Origin of the sequence: Arthrobacter sp. G.S.26, from assembly GCF_050847375.1 — a bacterium.
Lineage (GTDB): Bacteria > Actinomycetota > Actinomycetes > Actinomycetales > Micrococcaceae > Arthrobacter.
Window position 1 is genome coordinate 1 of the sequence record NZ_CP193754.1, and the last position, 16,704, is coordinate 16,704.

General features: G+C 58.0%; 14 protein-coding genes and 1 pseudogene. 7 read left to right on the plus strand and 8 right to left on the minus strand.

Translation table 11 applies throughout. The features are described from left to right. Window positions 1-185: 185 nt before the first annotated feature. From ACRB8A_RS19925 to ACRB8A_RS19935, 3 genes and pseudogenes are all read left to right on the plus strand, one after another. Window positions 186-821, plus strand: coding sequence for an AAA family ATPase (locus tag ACRB8A_RS19925; protein WP_432246253.1), 636 nt, complete (start codon window positions 186-188; stop codon window positions 819-821). After that, the gene (locus tag ACRB8A_RS19930) at window positions 815-1,078 is read left to right on the plus strand and encodes a hypothetical protein (RefSeq protein ID WP_432246254.1); all 264 of its coding nucleotides are present in this window, start codon (window positions 815-817) and stop codon (window positions 1,076-1,078) included. Before ACRB8A_RS19925 ends, ACRB8A_RS19930 begins: the two co-directional genes overlap by 7 nt. A 367-nt stretch (window positions 1,079-1,445) precedes the next feature. Next, window positions 1,446-1,934: pseudogene (locus tag ACRB8A_RS19935) on the plus strand (ParB/RepB/Spo0J family partition protein); the annotation flags it as partial. Window positions 1,935-2,284: 350 nt separating this feature from the next. Here ACRB8A_RS19935 and ACRB8A_RS19940 read toward each other — a convergent pair. Together ACRB8A_RS19940 and ACRB8A_RS19945 are read right to left on the minus strand one after the other, a co-directional pair. Further along, a complete protein-coding gene (locus ACRB8A_RS19940) occupies window positions 2,285-5,395 on the minus strand; it encodes a DNA methyltransferase (protein ID WP_432246255.1) in 3,111 nt (1,036 codons plus the stop codon). A gap of 150 nt (window positions 5,396-5,545) precedes the next feature. Beyond that, window positions 5,546-5,788, minus strand: a complete 243-nt coding sequence (locus ACRB8A_RS19945) for a hypothetical protein (RefSeq protein ID WP_432246256.1) — start codon at window positions 5,786-5,788, stop codon at window positions 5,546-5,548. A gap of 748 nt (window positions 5,789-6,536) precedes the next feature. On the opposite strand from ACRB8A_RS19945, the gene ACRB8A_RS19950 reads away from it, so the two are divergent. Both ACRB8A_RS19950 and ACRB8A_RS19955 read left to right on the plus strand, forming a co-directional pair. After that, complete coding sequence (locus ACRB8A_RS19950) at window positions 6,537-6,995, plus strand: hypothetical protein (RefSeq protein ID WP_432246257.1); 459 nt, start codon at window positions 6,537-6,539, stop codon at window positions 6,993-6,995. A gap of 58 nt (window positions 6,996-7,053) precedes the next feature. Continuing rightward, window positions 7,054-7,482 carry an ankyrin repeat domain-containing protein gene (locus ACRB8A_RS19955; protein WP_432246287.1) on the plus strand — a complete coding sequence of 143 codons (429 nt, stop codon included), beginning with the start codon at window positions 7,054-7,056 and terminating at the stop codon, window positions 7,480-7,482. Window positions 7,483-7,558: 76 nt separating this feature from the next. On the opposite strand, the gene istB is transcribed toward ACRB8A_RS19955, so the two are convergent. Continuing rightward, a complete protein-coding gene (istB, locus tag ACRB8A_RS19960) occupies window positions 7,559-8,374 on the minus strand; it encodes an IS21-like element helper ATPase IstB (RefSeq protein ID WP_432246258.1) in 816 nt (271 codons plus the stop codon). Next, on the minus strand, window positions 8,371-10,047 hold the full coding sequence (gene istA / locus ACRB8A_RS19965) for an IS21 family transposase (RefSeq protein ID WP_432246259.1): 1,677 nt from the start codon (window positions 10,045-10,047) through the stop codon (window positions 8,371-8,373). Before istA ends, istB begins: the two co-directional genes overlap by 4 nt. A gap of 203 nt (window positions 10,048-10,250) precedes the next feature. On the opposite strand from istA, the gene ACRB8A_RS19970 reads away from it, so the two are divergent. Both ACRB8A_RS19970 and ACRB8A_RS19975 read left to right on the plus strand, forming a co-directional pair. Then, the gene (locus ACRB8A_RS19970) at window positions 10,251-10,526 is read left to right on the plus strand and encodes a hypothetical protein (RefSeq protein WP_432246260.1); all 276 of its coding nucleotides are present in this window, start codon (window positions 10,251-10,253) and stop codon (window positions 10,524-10,526) included. A 555-nt stretch (window positions 10,527-11,081) separates the two neighbouring features. Next, entirely contained in the window at window positions 11,082-11,660 is a 579-nt protein-coding gene (locus tag ACRB8A_RS19975) for a recombinase family protein (RefSeq protein ID WP_432246261.1), read from the plus strand. A gap of 472 nt (window positions 11,661-12,132) precedes the next feature. Here the strand turns inward: ACRB8A_RS19975 and ACRB8A_RS19980 are convergent, their stop codons facing one another. The 4 genes from ACRB8A_RS19980 to ACRB8A_RS19995 form a co-directional block, all read right to left on the minus strand. Beyond that, window positions 12,133-13,449 (minus strand): EAL domain-containing protein, encoded by a 1,317-nt coding sequence (locus ACRB8A_RS19980; RefSeq protein WP_432246262.1) that lies wholly within the window; start codon window positions 13,447-13,449, stop codon window positions 12,133-12,135. Beyond that, the gene (locus ACRB8A_RS19985) at window positions 13,388-13,609 is read right to left on the minus strand and encodes a hypothetical protein (RefSeq protein ID WP_432246288.1); all 222 of its coding nucleotides are present in this window, start codon (window positions 13,607-13,609) and stop codon (window positions 13,388-13,390) included. Before ACRB8A_RS19985 ends, ACRB8A_RS19980 begins: the two co-directional genes overlap by 62 nt. Further along, a complete protein-coding gene (locus ACRB8A_RS19990) occupies window positions 13,590-13,811 on the minus strand; it encodes a helix-turn-helix domain-containing protein (RefSeq protein ID WP_432246263.1) in 222 nt (73 codons plus the stop codon). The genes ACRB8A_RS19985 and ACRB8A_RS19990 overlap by 20 nt, the downstream gene beginning before the upstream one ends. A gap of 738 nt (window positions 13,812-14,549) precedes the next feature. After that, window positions 14,550-16,700, minus strand: coding sequence for a response regulator transcription factor (locus ACRB8A_RS19995; protein ID WP_432246264.1), 2,151 nt, complete (start codon window positions 16,698-16,700; stop codon window positions 14,550-14,552). Window positions 16,701-16,704: the final 4 nt, after the last annotated feature.

Genomic DNA, 16,704 nt, shown 5'->3' on the forward strand with positions numbered 1-16,704 from the left:
GTACTGGTGTGGTACCAGTACCGCACCGGTACTTATTTAGCGGTGTTGCGAATGGATTTACTGCACGCGCCGGGAGATGGGATGCAGATTTAGTACCACACTAGTACCGTTAAAGCACCACACTAGTGTGGTGCTAGTACTGTACTAGTGTAGACACCACACCAGTACCGCACTAGTCTGGTGTCATGATAATTCTCGTTGCACACGTCAAGGGCGGCGTTGGTAAATCAACGATTACCGTCAACGTGGCCGCCGAACTTCAGCGTTTAGGCAAAGACGTCCTAATTGTTGAAGCAGACCCCACGGTTCGTACAGTCTCGAACTGGGCACGCGACCGCGATGAATCAGAACTCGCAAAAATTCCATGTGTTCAAAAGGGCGGCAATATCCACAGCACGCTCAAAGATCTGTCCACCCGCTATGACGTTGTCCTCGTTGACGCAGCCGGCAAGGACAGCAAAGAAATGCGTACAGCTCTAACCGCCGCCTCGGTCGTTCTGGTGCCCATGCAGCCAAGTCAAGCCGACTTGGACACCGCAGAGGCTTTCGTCACGACTGTGACTGAAGCACAGGACTTCAACCCTGACCTCCGCGTCCTTGGGGTGCTCAACCGGGCCAGCACCCACGCGACAAACTCGGACGTACAAGAAGCCAGGGAATACATGTCCTCCTTTCCGGAGCTGCCGTTGGCTGGCGTAGTCCTGCACGAGCGAAAGAGCTATCAACGATGCTTGGAAGACGGCAGGGGAGTGGTCGAGATGAAGGATCCCAAAGCTAAGGCGGAAATTCAGATACTCACTCAGGAGGTCATGGCGTGGTGAAGCCCCGAGTTCGCAGCAGCGAACCCAGCAATGAAGAGATTGAACGGTTCGGCAATCAAGCCGAGCAGGGGGCTCCTGCAGCTGGACCAGCCCGACTCAAGGAACCAAAAGTCGTGGGAATCAACTTCCGCATGACAAAAACGCAGCAAGAGCTTCTACGAAAAGCGGCCGAGGCCGAGGACGTCAGTCAACAAAAGATCCTCGACCGCATCGTATGGCCGCAGCTACAAGCTAAGTATCAGGACGGGCAACTTTAGGCGGTTTGATCACGTGGTATCTAGATTCAGGGGAACGTTGAAAAAGAAGAAGTTGCCTTATGCTCTGTGGTTTGTTGGAGCCGTGTTGGTGACTGCTCTAGCGGGCGTGTGGGCAAGGGCCTCGTGGGGTCCAGCATGGGTAAATTTTATCGGCGCACTCTTCGTTGGGGTCGGCGGGTTCCTTCTGGTCGTAGAAAGAGATCTAAATAAAAAGGCTCCAGGAGTTGTAGGGCTCGCATTTGTCACCCTCGGTGGCGGCCTAATTGCTATCGCTGCCGCACCGTGGGCAGAAACTGCTGTGGCTATTTAGGGTCTACCCCAGACTGACGTCAGGCACGGCCGGCATTCATGTCGGTTTAGGGTCGGCACGCAGGCCCAGAAAGGCCCGATGACCGAGGAACAGAAAGCCGAGCGGAAGACCCTGATAGCCAATAACCGCGAGATGGAAAGTGCCACCAAGGTCAGGCGTGAATTCGTGAAGACCCTGCTCTCGCGGAAGACCGCGCCGAAGGGCTGGCAGTACTTCACCGTCCACGCCATCACCCACGACCCCGAAACCGCCAGCGGCTACGACGGCAAGGTCGCCACCGAGATGATCGGGGCCAAGACCGGCGAGGACACCGACCGGTGGGGCTGGAATCCGCTGCGGGACCACACCGCCAAAACCACCGCACGGCCCGAGTTCTCCCTCATCGCCCTGATCTGCGCCGGGTACGAAAAGACCATCCAGAAAGACTCATGGAGGAGTGCCGAAAAGCGGAACTTCCACTACCTGAACCAGCTCACCACCTGGGGTTACACAGCAAGCGCCGTGGAAAAAATCATCCTCGACAAGCACACCACCGACACCGAGTAATGTGACGGGGAACCGGGCGGCTGTACCCCAGAGGCAGCCGCCCGGCCCTCACCCCGGGGCCAGGAACCTCCCAGAAGTGGGGCGGTCCGCCGCCCAGGGCGAACCACAGCAGCCACTCACCAGCGACGGACCGCCATTAACCGCGACCATGCACCAGCACATCACCACTTCCGCGGGAACAGGAACAACGAGGTACCAGGCTGCGGCAGCACCACAACCCTTCAGCTAAGCTGAACCACATATTTCCTTTGCAGAGGGAAACCAGAGGGGCCGGCACTCACGTGCCGGCCCCTCTGCCTATGGGCGGACCAGCCCCGTATCCAGATGGGGTGTTCCGGCACACTGTAGAACTAAGGCGTTTTTCGCTCCAACCGCCAGTCACGGACGGATAGACCGGGGACGAAGGCCCAGTCCTCGCCGCAAGACTCGCAGGCGAGATGCTTGTCGTGATCTTGAAAGCCCTCGGTGTTCTCGTGCGTCTCGATGACCGCGCCCTTCCCACAGGGGCAGGCGAACTCGTACCGCTCTGTGTCCGTCGTACCTGGCCCCGAGCCCCAGCGGCGGCCGTCCGTCGAAGAGTGCCGCAGTTCAGTACGGATGCCCCGCTCACTTTCGCTCATGATCGGAACCGGGACAACTGATTCCTGCGTCAGGCTGACATATGAAGCGAAAAGTAACTCCTGCCGTTCGAGGGCGGTGCGGCACCGTCTGGATGCTCCCATGATTTTGTCCATGACCACGTCCAACTGATCGTGTGCTTGGACTAGCTCGGGGGCCATGCCTAGGGGCGCATAGTGTTTTTCGAGGGTTCGCGCGGGATACTGCGCGCGCGCGGTAAGTATCTTGTTTCCGGCCGATGCCAGCGCGGATCGTTGGGCGTCCGTAAGTGCTGGCATTGGGAAGTTGTTCCAGGTAATGGTGCTAGAAAATGACGGGTCCGATTTCATTCGGCCGCCCACGGTTTTCATCCAAGTCCAGAACATGGACGAGGACGCCACAGCGAAAACAATGCCGTCCGGATCGATCGCGCCGTAGACCTTGTTGGAAATGATGACTTCGGGGTCGAAGTGTGACACAGGAAGGTAGCGGCGGTTCTCGCTGCTGACTTCTGGAATTCCCACGAACGGGACATCGGAGACGAGGCCAATCTGTCGGAAGAGGTGCTCGAAACGTGCCCAATCGCGGGTGCTGGCTGCCGGAGAACCGTTGCGCATGGCAGCAACGCCTTCGAGTCGTCGTTTGAGCTTGGGTGAGTGGTTAGGCGCGTCAGAGTCCATCCCTCGCAACCATAGGCACCAGCGCTTGCTACCGCTGAGCAGTTCCTTAGAGCCGACGTATGGGCGAACGTACGGGGCCATGCTGGGGTCGGCCATGACTTCGTCGTATTCATCGGGAGTGATGATGAGATTGCCGCCGTCAGAGGGCTTAGATCCGTAGTCAACCATAGGCAGATCGGGAGCCAGCGCGCGCGTACGTTTGCCCACCAATACTTCCGGCCCGTCCACGAGGTAGGCATTTATGTCTGTTACGCCAGGAATCTCAACAGAGTCGGATTTGGCCGTTGGGTAGTCCCACAGGCGGCGCTTCTTTGCATTGTCTCGGGAGAAACCGATGATGACGCAGTGAACAGCGGCCTTACCGGGAGCTTCTGAGTCCCATTGAAAAGTACGGTGTGCAAACTTGATTCGCCAGCCGGCCTCGTAGATCGGTTCAAAGAGGCGAGCCGTCTGGTCACCCTGCGTGATGGAATTAGTAGTCACGAAAGCCCACTCACCAGGTCGGTCGGTGAGAAGGCGTAGCGTCAGCGCGTGCCAACTAGTGACGAAGTCTAGGCGGGAAAGCTGCTTGGTGGTCCCCCAAGCTGTTTGCATTAGCGCCAACTGCGCTGGAGTGCGGGTGTGGTCCCCCAAGAACGGAGGATTTCCGAAGACGTAGGTCTGTCCTTGGGGCTCGGGGAGCGTTTTGTTCCAGTCCAAGGTCAACGCGTCGTGATGGATAACGTGAGCGGTTATCTGGATGGGTAGACGGTCTGGTGCTGCCCCGCGGGCTTTTGCCAGGGCAAGGTTGGCCTGGTGGTCAACGAGGAACATGGCGGTTTCTGCAATTTTGGCGGGCCACCAGTTGATCTCGAACCCCCAGAACCGGTCGATAGTGAGCTTTTGTTCGTAGCTCACGTCATACGTGAGGTCCATCGTGCCCCATCGCTTGTTGCGCTCGACGATGAGGGCAGTCTCGATCGCTCGGAGATGGGCGTAGGCAATGTTCAGGAAGTTTCCTGCGCCACAGGCGGGATCGACATAGAGGTTCGAAGCTAGTTCGTCCTGCAGCTCATCAAACTCTTTTCGGGTGGCTGACTTTTTGGCGACTAACCGGTCAGCGCGTGTGCGGTATTCGTCAAGGAACAGGGGTCCTATGGTCTTGAGAATGTTTGATTCGGAGGTGTAATGCTCACCGTCGCCCCGGCGGGCTGCCTTCGACTTCACCAGCTGGAACAGAGCTCCGAATACTGCGGGGGAAATGTGGGTCCAGCGGAATCGGCATGCTGCGATAAGGGCTTGGCGCATCTCCGTGTTCAGGAATGGAACAGGGCTGGAACCGTCGAAGATTCCTCCATTGACGTAGGGAAATTTCGCCAGGGTGTTGGGGACTCGCTTGCGATGGCTTGGCGGCGTGTTCAGTACTGTAAACAGTGCTTGGAGTTGGGGGCCGAGGTTATCAGGGGTTGTGTCGTATTCAACCCAACGGCGGAACAAGTCGTCCTCCCACAACCCGGCGTCATCGCCGTAAAGCAGGAAAAGCAGCCGGGTGAGCAGTACGGATGCCTCCTGGGCCAGTTCGTCTTCGTCTTCAGGCGAACTTGGGGCGTCATCCCCAACGGCTTCATCGGCCTCGTCGCCGACCAGTGCTTGCCACAGGGCCGCCATTCGTTTCGCGGCGTCGATGGAGGCTGCTTTTTCTTCTGCCCGGGTTACGGTTTCCTGCCCCGCCAGGAACATCAGTTGATCGACATGGCTGGGGGCGTCATCCAAACCGAACTCAACTGTCCAGGGCTCGTCGCCGAGGCGGTCGATGCGTATCCGGTCAAAGTTAGTGACTAGAACGAACTTCGGCCATTCAAATGACTGGATCGAGCCACCTGAAAGGTAATCCAGCGCTTGCCGGTGCGCCTTGCCCAAATCTTTGTCGAGCGACTTGGCCTCGCCGATTGCGACACCGGACCAGAAGAAGTCTATGTAACCGCCGCCGCCGGTTGAAGCGCGAGTGGCATCCCGCTCAAACAGATCCATTCGCTCTGGAATGACTCCGAAGCAGCGGAGTAAGGAAGACCAAAACTGTTGCGCGTAGGACTTCTCCGTGTGCGTTTGTCCAGAATCGCGCCAATCCTCGATTCGCTGTGTCCATTCCCATGCGAATTTAGTTAGGCGATCCCGCGCGATCCCACGATCCAATTGTGACTGCATGGAGTTCATCGTAATGAAGTACTGCCTATAACTATGCAAGGGGACACGATTGCGCTCCCGCACCGTGGCGTCTGCACCGGCTGAGGCGGGTGCGGCGTCGCTTCGATACGCAGATGCTTAAGAGGCCACGGTCAAAACGACCGTTTGCGGTCAGGGCGTCGGACCATTACCCAAGGCTGCAATCGCCTCGTGGAGGTTGGTTCGACTTACAGCCCATGTCCCATCGTCCTGCTGCTCGAACTTCTTGTTCTCGCGAAGCCACTTTGCAAGATCGTCCTGATGCGGGACAGGGTCGTTCTTGTAAGGGCTGTTAGTGGCTTTCGTGTCTTCTAGCAACTGATGACGCGCGTGCGACGCGATACTAATAGATTCAACCAAACCGGGCTGGGACATACGGTCTCCTTATGAGAAATCTAGGGTTCACTTGGTTCCCCCTCGGATGTGGTGTACGAGCCAGCTCCGGCTCGTGACATACCGCGAGCCTACCGACTAGGAGCCCGCAGGCAAGCCACAGCCGAACACCCCGCCAAAGGACACGATCACTTGCGTCTGCTCCGGATGACGAGAGGCGAACGGCGTCGTACGAGCCGCCGAGGACACTGCGGCATAACGCAGGTGTCGTGCGGGGCCGGGGGTGTATTTGCAATACGCAAAAACGACCCTTTGAGACTGCATGTTGGCGACGGATGGAGCATCCACTGTCTACGGCTGATTCTGACTGTCAGAAGTCGAGAGCGCAATCAAATGCGGTCAAAACCGATTCGAAAGCGTATTTGACTTGGTGGGGGAGTGGGGCCGGCCAGCGGTCCTGGTACGTGCCCGTAAGGCGATCCTCTACCGGACACGTGCGTAAGTGGCTTAAAAACTCGGCCGGGGGAGCGCCCGGGCTTCTCTTGCCTGGGATGCGTGAATATGTCAACGTGATTCAGGGCCACCATGACGGCTTGATTTAGGACCACCGTCTGGAGCATTGGCGCGGCTCGGACGGGCGAATAGGGACCGTTCGGGGCGGGCAACTGTAATTCGCGGATCAAATAGGAGTTGAGCAACCGCGCGCCTCTGAGTTCCCGGTAAAGGATCACCCTGTGGCACGTCCGTTATGGAGGTGAGGGATGATCGACGCCGGGACTAGGGTTTTTCCATGGAACAGGAAACCGGAAATGTGCGCCTGATGTTTTTGCGCGACCAAGTGGGGTTGGTACCCAGCGAGAAGTATCCGGATGTAGCAGCTGATTTGCTTGTTGAGGGCTATGACTCTCCCTCTCTTCGCGAACTGGCTGGACACCCACGGAATGATCCACGGGGGGCGTCTGACTTATGGGTCCAGGTCCGGGAGCAGTTGGGCAGGCCCTATGAGGACGACGGCGACGCCCAGCGCGCATTGGTTCGGCACTGGCTCCAACAAATCGTTGACGGCGTCCTCGACCCGTACATTGGGACAAATCTCATTCTGGGCCATGCTTGGCACGAACTAGGTCAGCCCACGGAGTTGAATTATTTGGTTGTCCTCAGGGACGACTGGGACGACATGCCGCAAAGCCGGGAGGATATTTGCAACAAGATTGTGGAGGCGGCGCACGAAGTGTTGATTGATTGGTAGTCCGTCGAGGCTGCTCATCGCAAGGAAGGCGCACCCGCCTAGTAAAGGATTGTCTATCGTGGCAGTTTGCCCCTACCGTCCAGAAGTTGAGGTATCCATGGATCCCGCCGGTCGTTCGCCGCTGCACTACGCAGCACTTACCGATGCTGCAGCAGAGGTGACTCGACTGATTGCTGCCGGCGAGTCACCCGACTCCGCGGATAGTCAGGGGTTTACCCCACTTCACCTTGCGTCTCAGGAGTATGCCCTGAACGCCGCTGCCGCGCTGATCGAGGCCGGTGCTGCGGTCGACGCAAAGAACTCATACGGTAATACACCGCTGTTCGTCGCCGTCTTTAACTCCCGCGGACGACCGGCGATGATCAATCTGCTGCGTTCGCGTGGTGCCGATCCGCTTCTGGCAAACATGTCGGGCCAGTCCCCTCTAGGACTGGCCAGACTGATCGGCAACTATGACGTGGCAGAGTACTTTCAGGATCTCCCCTAATGCCGCCGAGTGACCCCGTGCGCTGGCGGTGGCTGTTCGGCGAGCTGCCGGCTGGGACTCCTCGCCGCCGTTTAGCCTAAGCGTTTCGTTGGGCGATGGTGCGTGCGAGGCGGTAGGAGTCTGTACCGGTTTCGATAATGGTGCCGTTGAAGGTGAGGCGGTCCACAATCGCGGCGCACAGGCGTGGGTCGGTGAAGGTCTTGGTCCAGCCGGAGAAGGATTCGTTGGAGGCGATCGCGATGGAGTTTTTCTCCTCTCGCTCGGTCAGGACCTGAAAGAGGAGTTCGGCGCCGCGCCGGTCCAGTTCCATGTAGCCAAGCTCATCAATGCACAGCAGGTCGACGCGGCCATAACGGGCGATGGTCTTGGCCAGCATTTTTTCGTCGGCCGCCTCGACGAGTTCGTTCACGAGCCGGGTGGCGAGGGTGTATTTGACCCTGAACCCTTTCTCCGCGGCGGTTGTGCCGAGACCGATGAGCAGGTGGGACTTACCGGTGCCTGAGTCTCCGATGAGGCACAGAGGTGCGCCTTTGCGGATCCAGTCACCGGTGGCCAGGGTGTGGATGGTCGCGGGGTTGATGTTCGGGTTCGCATCGAAATCGAAGTCCCCGATCCACTTGTCCCGGGGAAAATTGGCAGCCTTCACACGACGGATCGAGGAGCGCCGGTCACGGTCGTCGCATTCGGCCAGCAGCAGCTCGGCCAGGAACCCCTGATAGGACAGTTGCTCTTTCCCGGCGACGCTTAGTGCTTCGTCCAGGACCGCCCGGACGGTGGGCAGCCGCAGTCGACGGCAGGCCTGGTCCACGGCTGCGACCGCCGCTTGTTCGGTCAGGCCGCGGCGTCGGCGCAGGGTTGGAGTGATGGTGGTGGCCGGTGCGGTGGGGCTCATGAGATGTTCTCCTTCGACGGTGTTCCTGCAGAGTGCTCGGTGCGTTTGAACAGCAGCTCGTCGTAGGCGCCGATCGACGGAAGCGGGCGCGTGTCGAGCGGGAGCCCCGCGATGACCGCTGCCGGGTCCATGAGCCGGCGCTGAGTAAGGCTGACAACCCGTTGCACATTCACTTCAGCAAGAGCACCCGGATGACGGTCTGAACCGGACCCACCCCAGGTCGATGCCCCTGCGTGTCTGCGGGCCTCCACTGCGACAACATCGGCATTGACAGCTCCCACGCCCAGCGCTGAGGTGATTCCCGCCTGGACGTCTCCGTCGTTCATGGACCGGTGGAGCAGCAGGACGTCGATGAGTTCCCGGGTCCCCTCAGCGTCGCCATTGACGCGACGGGAGGCTGCCCAGAAGGCCTCGTGGGCACTGGTGAACGCCCCGGACTGCCGGGCCCTTGCCAGCGCGGTGGAACCTGGCAGGGCACCTGGTTTGGTTTTGAGGACCTCAAGGTAGTGGTCCAGCTGGACCGATTGCCCTGACCGAGCCGCCATGCGCTGATGCCGCGCGACCACGGCGCGGCCGTCGAACACCACAACCTCGGATGCCCGCAAGGACACTCGGACTTTCCGGCCGATGAACCGCGCCGGAACGGAATACTTCACCATCCGCACGGTGATCAGCGAAGACCTGTCCACGGTTGGGTTGAGCACCAGGCCGGGATCGAATTCCTCCGTTGGCAACGGTGCCAAGGAGGCCTGTTCGTTGGCGAAGTCCTGGCCGATCGTGTGGATTCTGTCCATGATCCGCCGGCGCTCGTCCCCGACTTCCCACACACGGATGCGGTCGTTGAGTTCTTTCAGCGACTCAACGACCGGCATCGGGGAGAGGCGGTTCCGGCGGAACCAGCCCACCTCGCCCTCAACCCCGCCCTTTTCATGCGCCCCGCCGATACCGGGCTGGCAGTAAAAGGCATCAAAGCCGTAAAACGACCGGAACAACACCCACCGGTCGTTCTCCTGCCGCTGCCGGCCTTGCCCGAACACCACAGCGGTGACCGCGCTGGTGAGATTGTCGTAACGGATGTGCCGGACCGGCACGCCCCCGATCTCGCTGAACGCCTCAATATGGCCTTCCAGGAAAGCCTCCTGCGCCTGGGTGGGATAGACACGGTGGATGGCCTTGCCGGAATGGGAGAGCCGGAAGACAAACATGTGGCACTTCGTCTTCACACCATTGAGCACCACCCAGAGCTCTCCAAAATCCACCTCAGCCTCGGCGCCTGGCTCATGTTCCTGGGGCACGAACACTTCAACCCGGCGGCCCGCTTCCACATCGATCTGCGCCCGGCGGACCCGCACGTAATCGCGCACCGTCGAATACGACAGTTCCTCCGCGCCGTGCTCTTCGATCAACCGGGCCAAGACCCTCCGCGCGGTATGGCGCTGCTTCCTCGGCGCCGTAGTGTCCCCGGTCAGCATGGCATCGATGGCAGGTTTGAACGGATCCAGCCTGGGCGATGACCTAACCGGCTTCTTCCGGGCGGGCGGGACAGGATCCGACAAGGCCTGCCGGACGGTGTCCCTGCCGATCTGATAACGCTTTGCCAGCCCGCGGATAGACATACCCTCCACACGGGCGTCTCGGCGGATCTTGGCAAACAGCTCCATGCGCACCCTCATCCGGGACCTCCAAATGTTCGCTTTCAACAGATGAAAGCAACACTGAGGTGGTCCTGACTCAAACCGTCACAAGCAACCGGCGAGTCGTGGGTGGTCCTGATTCAAACCGTCACACCGGTCCTGAATCAAACTGCCATAGTCAGATGCGCGGGCGATGCGTTCAGTAGCCCCACAACTTCGCCTTTCGAACCTATGATCGAGGCATGTCCAAAACGACAGTGGTGGTCGTAGTTTCGGCTCTGGCGGCTGTCACCGCCCTCTTCGCGTTTCTCGGAGGACCAACCGCGGCGGCAACAGCTTTCTTCGTCTGTGCTATTGGACTTGGAGCATATGTTGGTGCTGGTTGGGGTGCGTCGCAATCTGCTGAGACAGAAAAATACCGAGAAAAAATCCTCGGCAAACGCCAAAGTCCCACCATCTACTACGACGGTGAAGGCAACCCTCTGCCCAACTACTCCAAAGATTCTGACAAGAGCTAGCATCTCCTGTGCAGTCGGTGCTCTTTCGGCGTTCCGGTAGACGATCCGCTGCGGGCGGCTACCGCCCTTGGGTTCTCTCGCGCTTCAAGGTGCTAATCGCCCTAAACAAGAGGTAAATCGAACCTGCTTCCAGCAGGGCGTAGGCGATCGTTCGCCACGAAGCCCCGTTGTTAGCGAAATCGATTGCACCAAACACCACCCAGAGAACGATCCCGATGACTGCGTAGATAGCCCATGTTCGGGGCGCTTCGATTTTTTTCACTTAGTCCCCGCTAACGCCCCAGTGAACTTGCTCCGACTCATTCGCCGGTCATTGCTCAAAGCCTAACCACGCCAGTCAAGCACCCGCGGCATCATGTATACCCGCTCCGGAAGCGCTCAGCTGCGGCTTCACGGTTCCGCATAGCCCCGCCCGTAAGGCGGTCCTCCACCGGCCGCGATACTGACCGATTTAGCGTGCAAGAAAATTCCCGACTTTCCGGGATTTTCAGATTCCCGTAAGACCCGCCCGCAAAACTGCCCGCTGAAGGGACCCTAAACGCTACACTCAACCATATGCTTATCGGTTATGCCCGCGTTTCCACCAACACCCAGGATCTGACCGCCCAGCGCGATGCTCTCGCGGCCGCCGGCGTGGATCCCGACGCTATATATGTCGACCACGGGTTCACCGGCACCCAACGCGAACGTCCAGGCCTTGGCAAAGCCTTGGCCGCCTGCCGTAAAGGGGACACCCTTGTGGTGACTAAGCTTGACCGTTTGGCTCGGTCCTTGCCTGATGCCAGGGATATCGCGGATGAGCTCACCCGCAAAGGGGTTGCTCTGAACCTGGGCGGTAGCGTCTATGACCCTCACGATCCGGTAGGGAAGCTGCTGTTTAACGTCCTGGGCATGGTTGCCGAGTTCGAGGCGGACCTCATTCGTGCCAGGACGCGGGAAGGCATGGCAGTGGCTAAAGCCAAGGGTCGGCTGCGAGGCAAACAACCTAAGCTCTCGAAATCCCAGGAAGCGCACCTCGTTAGTCTTCACCAGGGCGGGGTGCACACCACCACCGAGATAGCAGAGCTCTTCGGCGTTGCCCGTTCGACGGTCTACCGCGCCATCCAAAGGGCTACGCCAGTGCTGTTCATCTGATAGGGCGTCTCAGAACCGTGGGAAGCCTCAGCGAAGTCCAACCTGACGTAGGGGGGGCAGATTTTCTGGATCTGGGTCCGAGAACATTCGTAGCTTTCCGGGTGGCAGGTCCAGTTCCACCGCCGTTGTTATGTGATGAACATAATGCCCGTTGCCGGCAGTCGTTTGGGCGCATGCCGGCAGAGTAGTTGGGCTGTAAAGCGCCCCGGTTGTTACTACATGGGTCTTTGCGCGAGGTAGTGCAGGTGGTGGGTGTCGGAGCAAAAGAGGTTGGAGCCGGCGCGTAGAGCATCTTCGTCCTCCGGGTGGAGCCCGCAGTAGGTGCACCTTGGATGTGATCGTTTTTTTGCGAGCCTGAGCGCCAACTCTCTTCATCGAGGCCTTGGAACAATCCGCAGCTTAGGGCTCACATGCCGGGCCAGGCAAAATTGGGAACATACTGTTGCACCGGCTCAAGCACGTATCCAGTAGTCTATGAAATTAGTGGCCTTGGGTGTCCAATGAAGTACCCTTGCCCTGCAAAGACATTGATTGATCTCAAGCACGTCAATTCGGCTTCCAGCTCAATTCCTTCGGCTATAAGTTTACAATCGATCAACACGCACCAAGCAACCAAGCATTTTATAGTTTGAAGCTTTATGGTTTCTCGATGTATATTAGCCGTTAGAGTCCTGTCGAGCTTTATGAAATCCGGTCTGATTGTCAATATGTCAGTAATATTGGTGGTTCCGGTACCAAAATCATCGAATGCTATCCTGGCTCCCTGATCGCGATAACGCCGTAAGGCCGGCTCCAAAAGCTGGATTTCTTCGTTGAAGGACGTTTCGTTGATTTCGATGACGATCCGTTCCAGAATGCTGCCAAAATCGTGCATAAGCCTGTCGAATCCGGAGGACACGCAGGTCTTTGCTGAGAGATTGATAAATACGGTGTCAGTGATTCTATTCTTGCTGACATTTTCTAGTGTTCGCCGGGCTGTACTCAGCTCGAGAAACTCGGCGAAGCCCTGTGTGCGAGCGAATTGAAAAACCGGCTCAGGGCTATCCAGACCATGAAATCGGGTGAGGGCTTCCCTGCCTATACGCCTACCCGAGTCTAAATCGATTATTTCCTGATAGAAAATATCGTAACTTTCATCAAAGATTTTTGCTACAGTTTCGAGCTTCGCACAGCTTCTCTGCGTCGTTGATTCAACGGAGAATAGTATTCTTTGTTTAGCTACTTCATTGGAATCCATGCGGCGAACGAGCGCAGGCAATTCTTGTCCGTCCCGATCAGCCAGAAGTGTTGATGTCCATCCTCTTCTCACGAGTGGGGCGGGGAGCCGTTCGGAGGAGGAAATCTTGTATGGATAACTTTCATGCACGTTGCTTGCCAGCATGGTGCGCCGCAGATCCTTTTCGATGTCCGCACTATTGCTGTTGAGTGCAATGATCTGTCCACTTTTGCTGATGTCAAGGACAACGAAGAACGTATCGGCATGTGTGCCTGGCCTATGTCTTCGTTTTTCCGTTGAGTTTATTTGTACGGTTATCAATCCAAACGCAATAAAGACAAGCAAGGAAGCTATGAGTAGAATTGGTGCCCAAGTGTGGGTTGCCATTCCAAAAATCGCACCAACTGCGCTGATAATTATCAGCAAGCCGAGAAGCGTTGCAAAGATCAGTTCGCGCGTAATCCAGATGCGTGGGGCGGCATGGGCACGTCTATCGGATTTGGTGATCCTTCTACAATAAACTCGCATCTGATGGATGAAACGTTTTACGGACCGGCTCACCATTTTCGTCATCCAATTCAATAACTAGTTTATTTGAACTTGCTTTCACAACTTTTCCGAATTCGCCGGCATTCCAGACGCTAGTTATTACGACATAATCCCCCTTTTTTGGGCGGTTGTGACCTTTTGGCGATTCCTTGTCCGTTTCGGCTTCAAATTGTGGGTTGTCCATCACTCGTCTCCGCCGGAAGGGTTTTTGCCTTCGCCAAAAGGTTAATTACTTCCTCTTCTGGTATGCGTATTAGCTTTCCGATACGAAGCGAGACGAGGCTACGTTGACGTACCATTCGGTAAATAGTCATCTTTGAGACGCCGATCCGGTCAGCAACGTCACTGACAGTCAGATACTTGTCCTCCACTTTTCCTCTGGTCATTTAGCCTCATTAGAAATTGAAATGCCTACAATGACACGTTGAAGCGGCGGGACGGAACACCTAATTCCAGCCGGTGAGGCCGGCACCCCCCGGGGAAGAGAATGTCGACCAACTGGTTGGCACATCCGCCCCGCCGATTCCACGATTAGACCACCGAGTTTCCTATGTGGCTGATGAGGATCATCCACCAAAGGGGTATTTCACCCGCCTTTTCACCCTCCCCTTCAGGGGTCGCCAGTACCCACATGATTCCTTCACGCTCAAATGCCAGGAGTCACTGCCGTCAGGACAGGCGTTCAGAATGCCTCATCAACGTGTTTTCGATCCCGGAGGTCGCAGGCAGAGTGCAGGAACAGGTCTGAGATACGGGTCGAATTCAGGCCAAAGCTCTGGCATTTATCTCCACTGAAGGAGTTGCAGTAGGTTCCGCCGAACGCTTCGATGCTCCCCCATCCGGTCCTGTTCGATCACGGGTTCTCAGCCCTTCCATTGGCCGTCTTCACTCTGAGACGCCGGCGGCGATCAACTCCCCAGAGGCTGACAGCCTACGGAAGGACCCGGCCATCAGAGCCGCCTGGTACGGGGTTACTTCAAGCATCTCGCTCCCACCCCGGGGCAGGTTCGTGGAAACCAGCACTCCTTCGACGACCCGACACCTCACCCGCCATCCTGGGTTACGGCAGGAGTTACTCAACTGCAAGTTGTCTGGGACCTAAAGAGGTTTTGCATTCCGGAAGCCTAGAGCCGGAACTGTCGGGCCTGCTCAATTGCCTGGGCATACGTCTCGACGCCGAGTTTCCTGTAGAGCGCCTTCAGCTGGGTCTTTATCGTGTTCTCTGACCGGTAGCTGGTATCCGCGATCTGCTTTCGGGTCAGTCCCTGACGCAACATATCAAGAATCTCTTGTTCTCGCGCGGTAAGAACAGGCCGTTCCTTACGGACGTCGCGAATGACCGGCATCGATCTGAGCATGGCTCGGGCACCCGGTTCCAACAGATGTTCCAACGGCGAAGAAAGCCCCAGATATCGCAGCGGGAGCAGATCGATTGGCTCACCATCACGCCGATGGGAGCGTTCGATGGCTGCGACCGCAAGAGGGTCAAGATCCCCGGACGCCCGTGCTGCCATTTCCAAATAGAGAGCCGGGTTGCGGTGCCGTGGACCAGGCGCTGTCCACTGGAAGGAATCCAGGGCTTTTAAGGCCTTGTCCTGATCTTCGGAGATCAGGTGGCCCAAGACTTCAAGGTTACGGAGTTCCGGCCATTCCCCTGACCCGGAAACGCCCGTTACATCGGCTTTGCAGGTCCGGGCCGTGAGCTCAACGTGCGCGAGCATCCGCGTAGCCAAGGGGGCGGCAGAGGCATAGGGGCGTTCGTGACGCATGGCAGTCATCAACGCAATGGCCGAATCCGGGTCATGCTGCAGAATATTTCGCATACCCAGACACCACGTATGGACTGACCAGAATTCGTCATTATCGGGCCGCCTGGGAAGCCTGAGCAGTGCATCACGAAGAGCCTCAACGTCCAGCGATGAAATGGCGATGTGGGCGCGGGCGAGGTCAGCGCATCGGCCGACCATCCGGCGCCCCCACCCCACCTTCGCTTCCACTGCCTCATGGCGGGCGATCCAATCCCTCGCCGAGTCCGTGTCACCTTCCTGGGCCGAAAGGAGCGCCAGGTTGGAGGTGATGTTGGCATCCAAAAATGCCCGTTCGGCCAGATGCGCCCAATCAAGGGCGGCCTCATAGCTCTGCCTGGCTGGGACGCTTTGCCCAGCCAGATGAAAAGTTATGCCCGCATGCAGTTCCACAAAGCACCCCAAGACCGGGTTGATCTGGTGAACATCGGCTGCCTTCGATAACGCGAGACGAAGACGCGAAGCAGCCTCGGCTGCTTCCACGTAATTCCCGGAGAGGCGAAGATAGCTGATTTTCAGCAGACCCACTGTCAGCGCCTTCGCACCCGGGTTCCGGTACAACCTATCGGTTTGCTTCCTCAAACGTTGTGCCGTCGTATCACGCGCGTAATCCGGTTCGAGACTCGGCAGCGGCAGCTCCATTCTTTCCGCGCCGGCGGCAGTAAGAATCCTCATAGCGACAGGGAACAACCCGGATTGCTCGGAAAGGAAACGCGGCAAGCGCCCGACCGACCTGGCCAACCCGGAAGGATCTGAAATGAAAAGATCAGCCCACCGCTCAGCCAAAAGATCCTTAAGCGCCGGCCATGACCGCTGCCGGACGGCGAGACTAACCGCAGCAGGGACACCGGCAGTTAGGTCCATGGCCCTGACCGCTGAAGCCGCCAGGTTTTCAGCGCGGCCTGGTTCCAAATTCTGCATCCTCTCAACAAGCGAATTTCTTACAAGCGAGGGAATGAACCACCCGTTCGGCTCCAGATGCCGGGCCAGCCCAGCAGCCGCAAGCTCATCCACCAGAGGCAACCGCCCCCCCTGAAGCTCATACTCAAAAGCAGACAAAAACTCCGTCTCCAGGCTGGGCAGGAAACCCGCAACATCCCACTGAGTACTCGAATCAAGGCCATCCAACCATCGACTCAACGCAGGGTTAACGATGGCCTTGGCGGAGACCAGCCCACCTGAACCCAACATCGCCTCCAACAGGCGCAGCCATCCACCCGTCAGTTGATATAACTCCAAGGCACTCTCATTACCGACAGGTCGCGCATCGCTTCGACAAAGGTCCTGAAGCTCATCCAGTTCCAGGAACAGATCCCTCACACCGGCAACACTGCACGGAAGACTTGTAGCCAGACGCCACGCAATCTCTGCAGACTCGGTCACGACCGCCAAATGAAGAGAATGGTCCTCCTCAAGCCGCCTGGCGATCGACTCAACCGAAGATCCCGACCAGCCCAAGGTCAGGTCCAACACC

What these genes read in the sequence shown, in the direction of transcription:
- ACRB8A_RS19925 (WP_432246253.1), top strand. Translation starts at nt 186, where the DNA reads ATGATAATTCTCGTTGCACACGTCAAGGGCGGCGTTGGTAAATCAACG.
- ACRB8A_RS19940 (WP_432246255.1), bottom strand. Translation starts at nt 5,395, where the DNA reads ATGCAGTCACAATTGGATCGTGGGATCGCGCGGGATCGCCTAACTAAA.
- ACRB8A_RS19945 (WP_432246256.1), bottom strand. Translation starts at nt 5,788, where the DNA reads ATGTCCCAGCCCGGTTTGGTTGAATCTATTAGTATCGCGTCGCACGCG.
- ACRB8A_RS19950 (WP_432246257.1), top strand. Translation starts at nt 6,537, where the DNA reads ATGGAACAGGAAACCGGAAATGTGCGCCTGATGTTTTTGCGCGACCAA.
- istB (WP_432246258.1), bottom strand. Translation starts at nt 8,374, where the DNA reads ATGAGCCCCACCGCACCGGCCACCACCATCACTCCAACCCTGCGCCGA.
- istA (WP_432246259.1), bottom strand. Translation starts at nt 10,047, where the DNA reads ATGAGGGTGCGCATGGAGCTGTTTGCCAAGATCCGCCGAGACGCCCGT.
- ACRB8A_RS19970 (WP_432246260.1), top strand. Translation starts at nt 10,251, where the DNA reads ATGTCCAAAACGACAGTGGTGGTCGTAGTTTCGGCTCTGGCGGCTGTC.
- ACRB8A_RS19975 (WP_432246261.1), top strand. Translation starts at nt 11,082, where the DNA reads ATGCTTATCGGTTATGCCCGCGTTTCCACCAACACCCAGGATCTGACC.
- ACRB8A_RS19980 (WP_432246262.1), bottom strand. Translation starts at nt 13,449, where the DNA reads ATGACGAAAATGGTGAGCCGGTCCGTAAAACGTTTCATCCATCAGATG.
- ACRB8A_RS19985 (WP_432246288.1), bottom strand. Translation starts at nt 13,609, where the DNA reads ATGGACAACCCACAATTTGAAGCCGAAACGGACAAGGAATCGCCAAAA.
- ACRB8A_RS19990 (WP_432246263.1), bottom strand. Translation starts at nt 13,811, where the DNA reads ATGACCAGAGGAAAAGTGGAGGACAAGTATCTGACTGTCAGTGACGTT.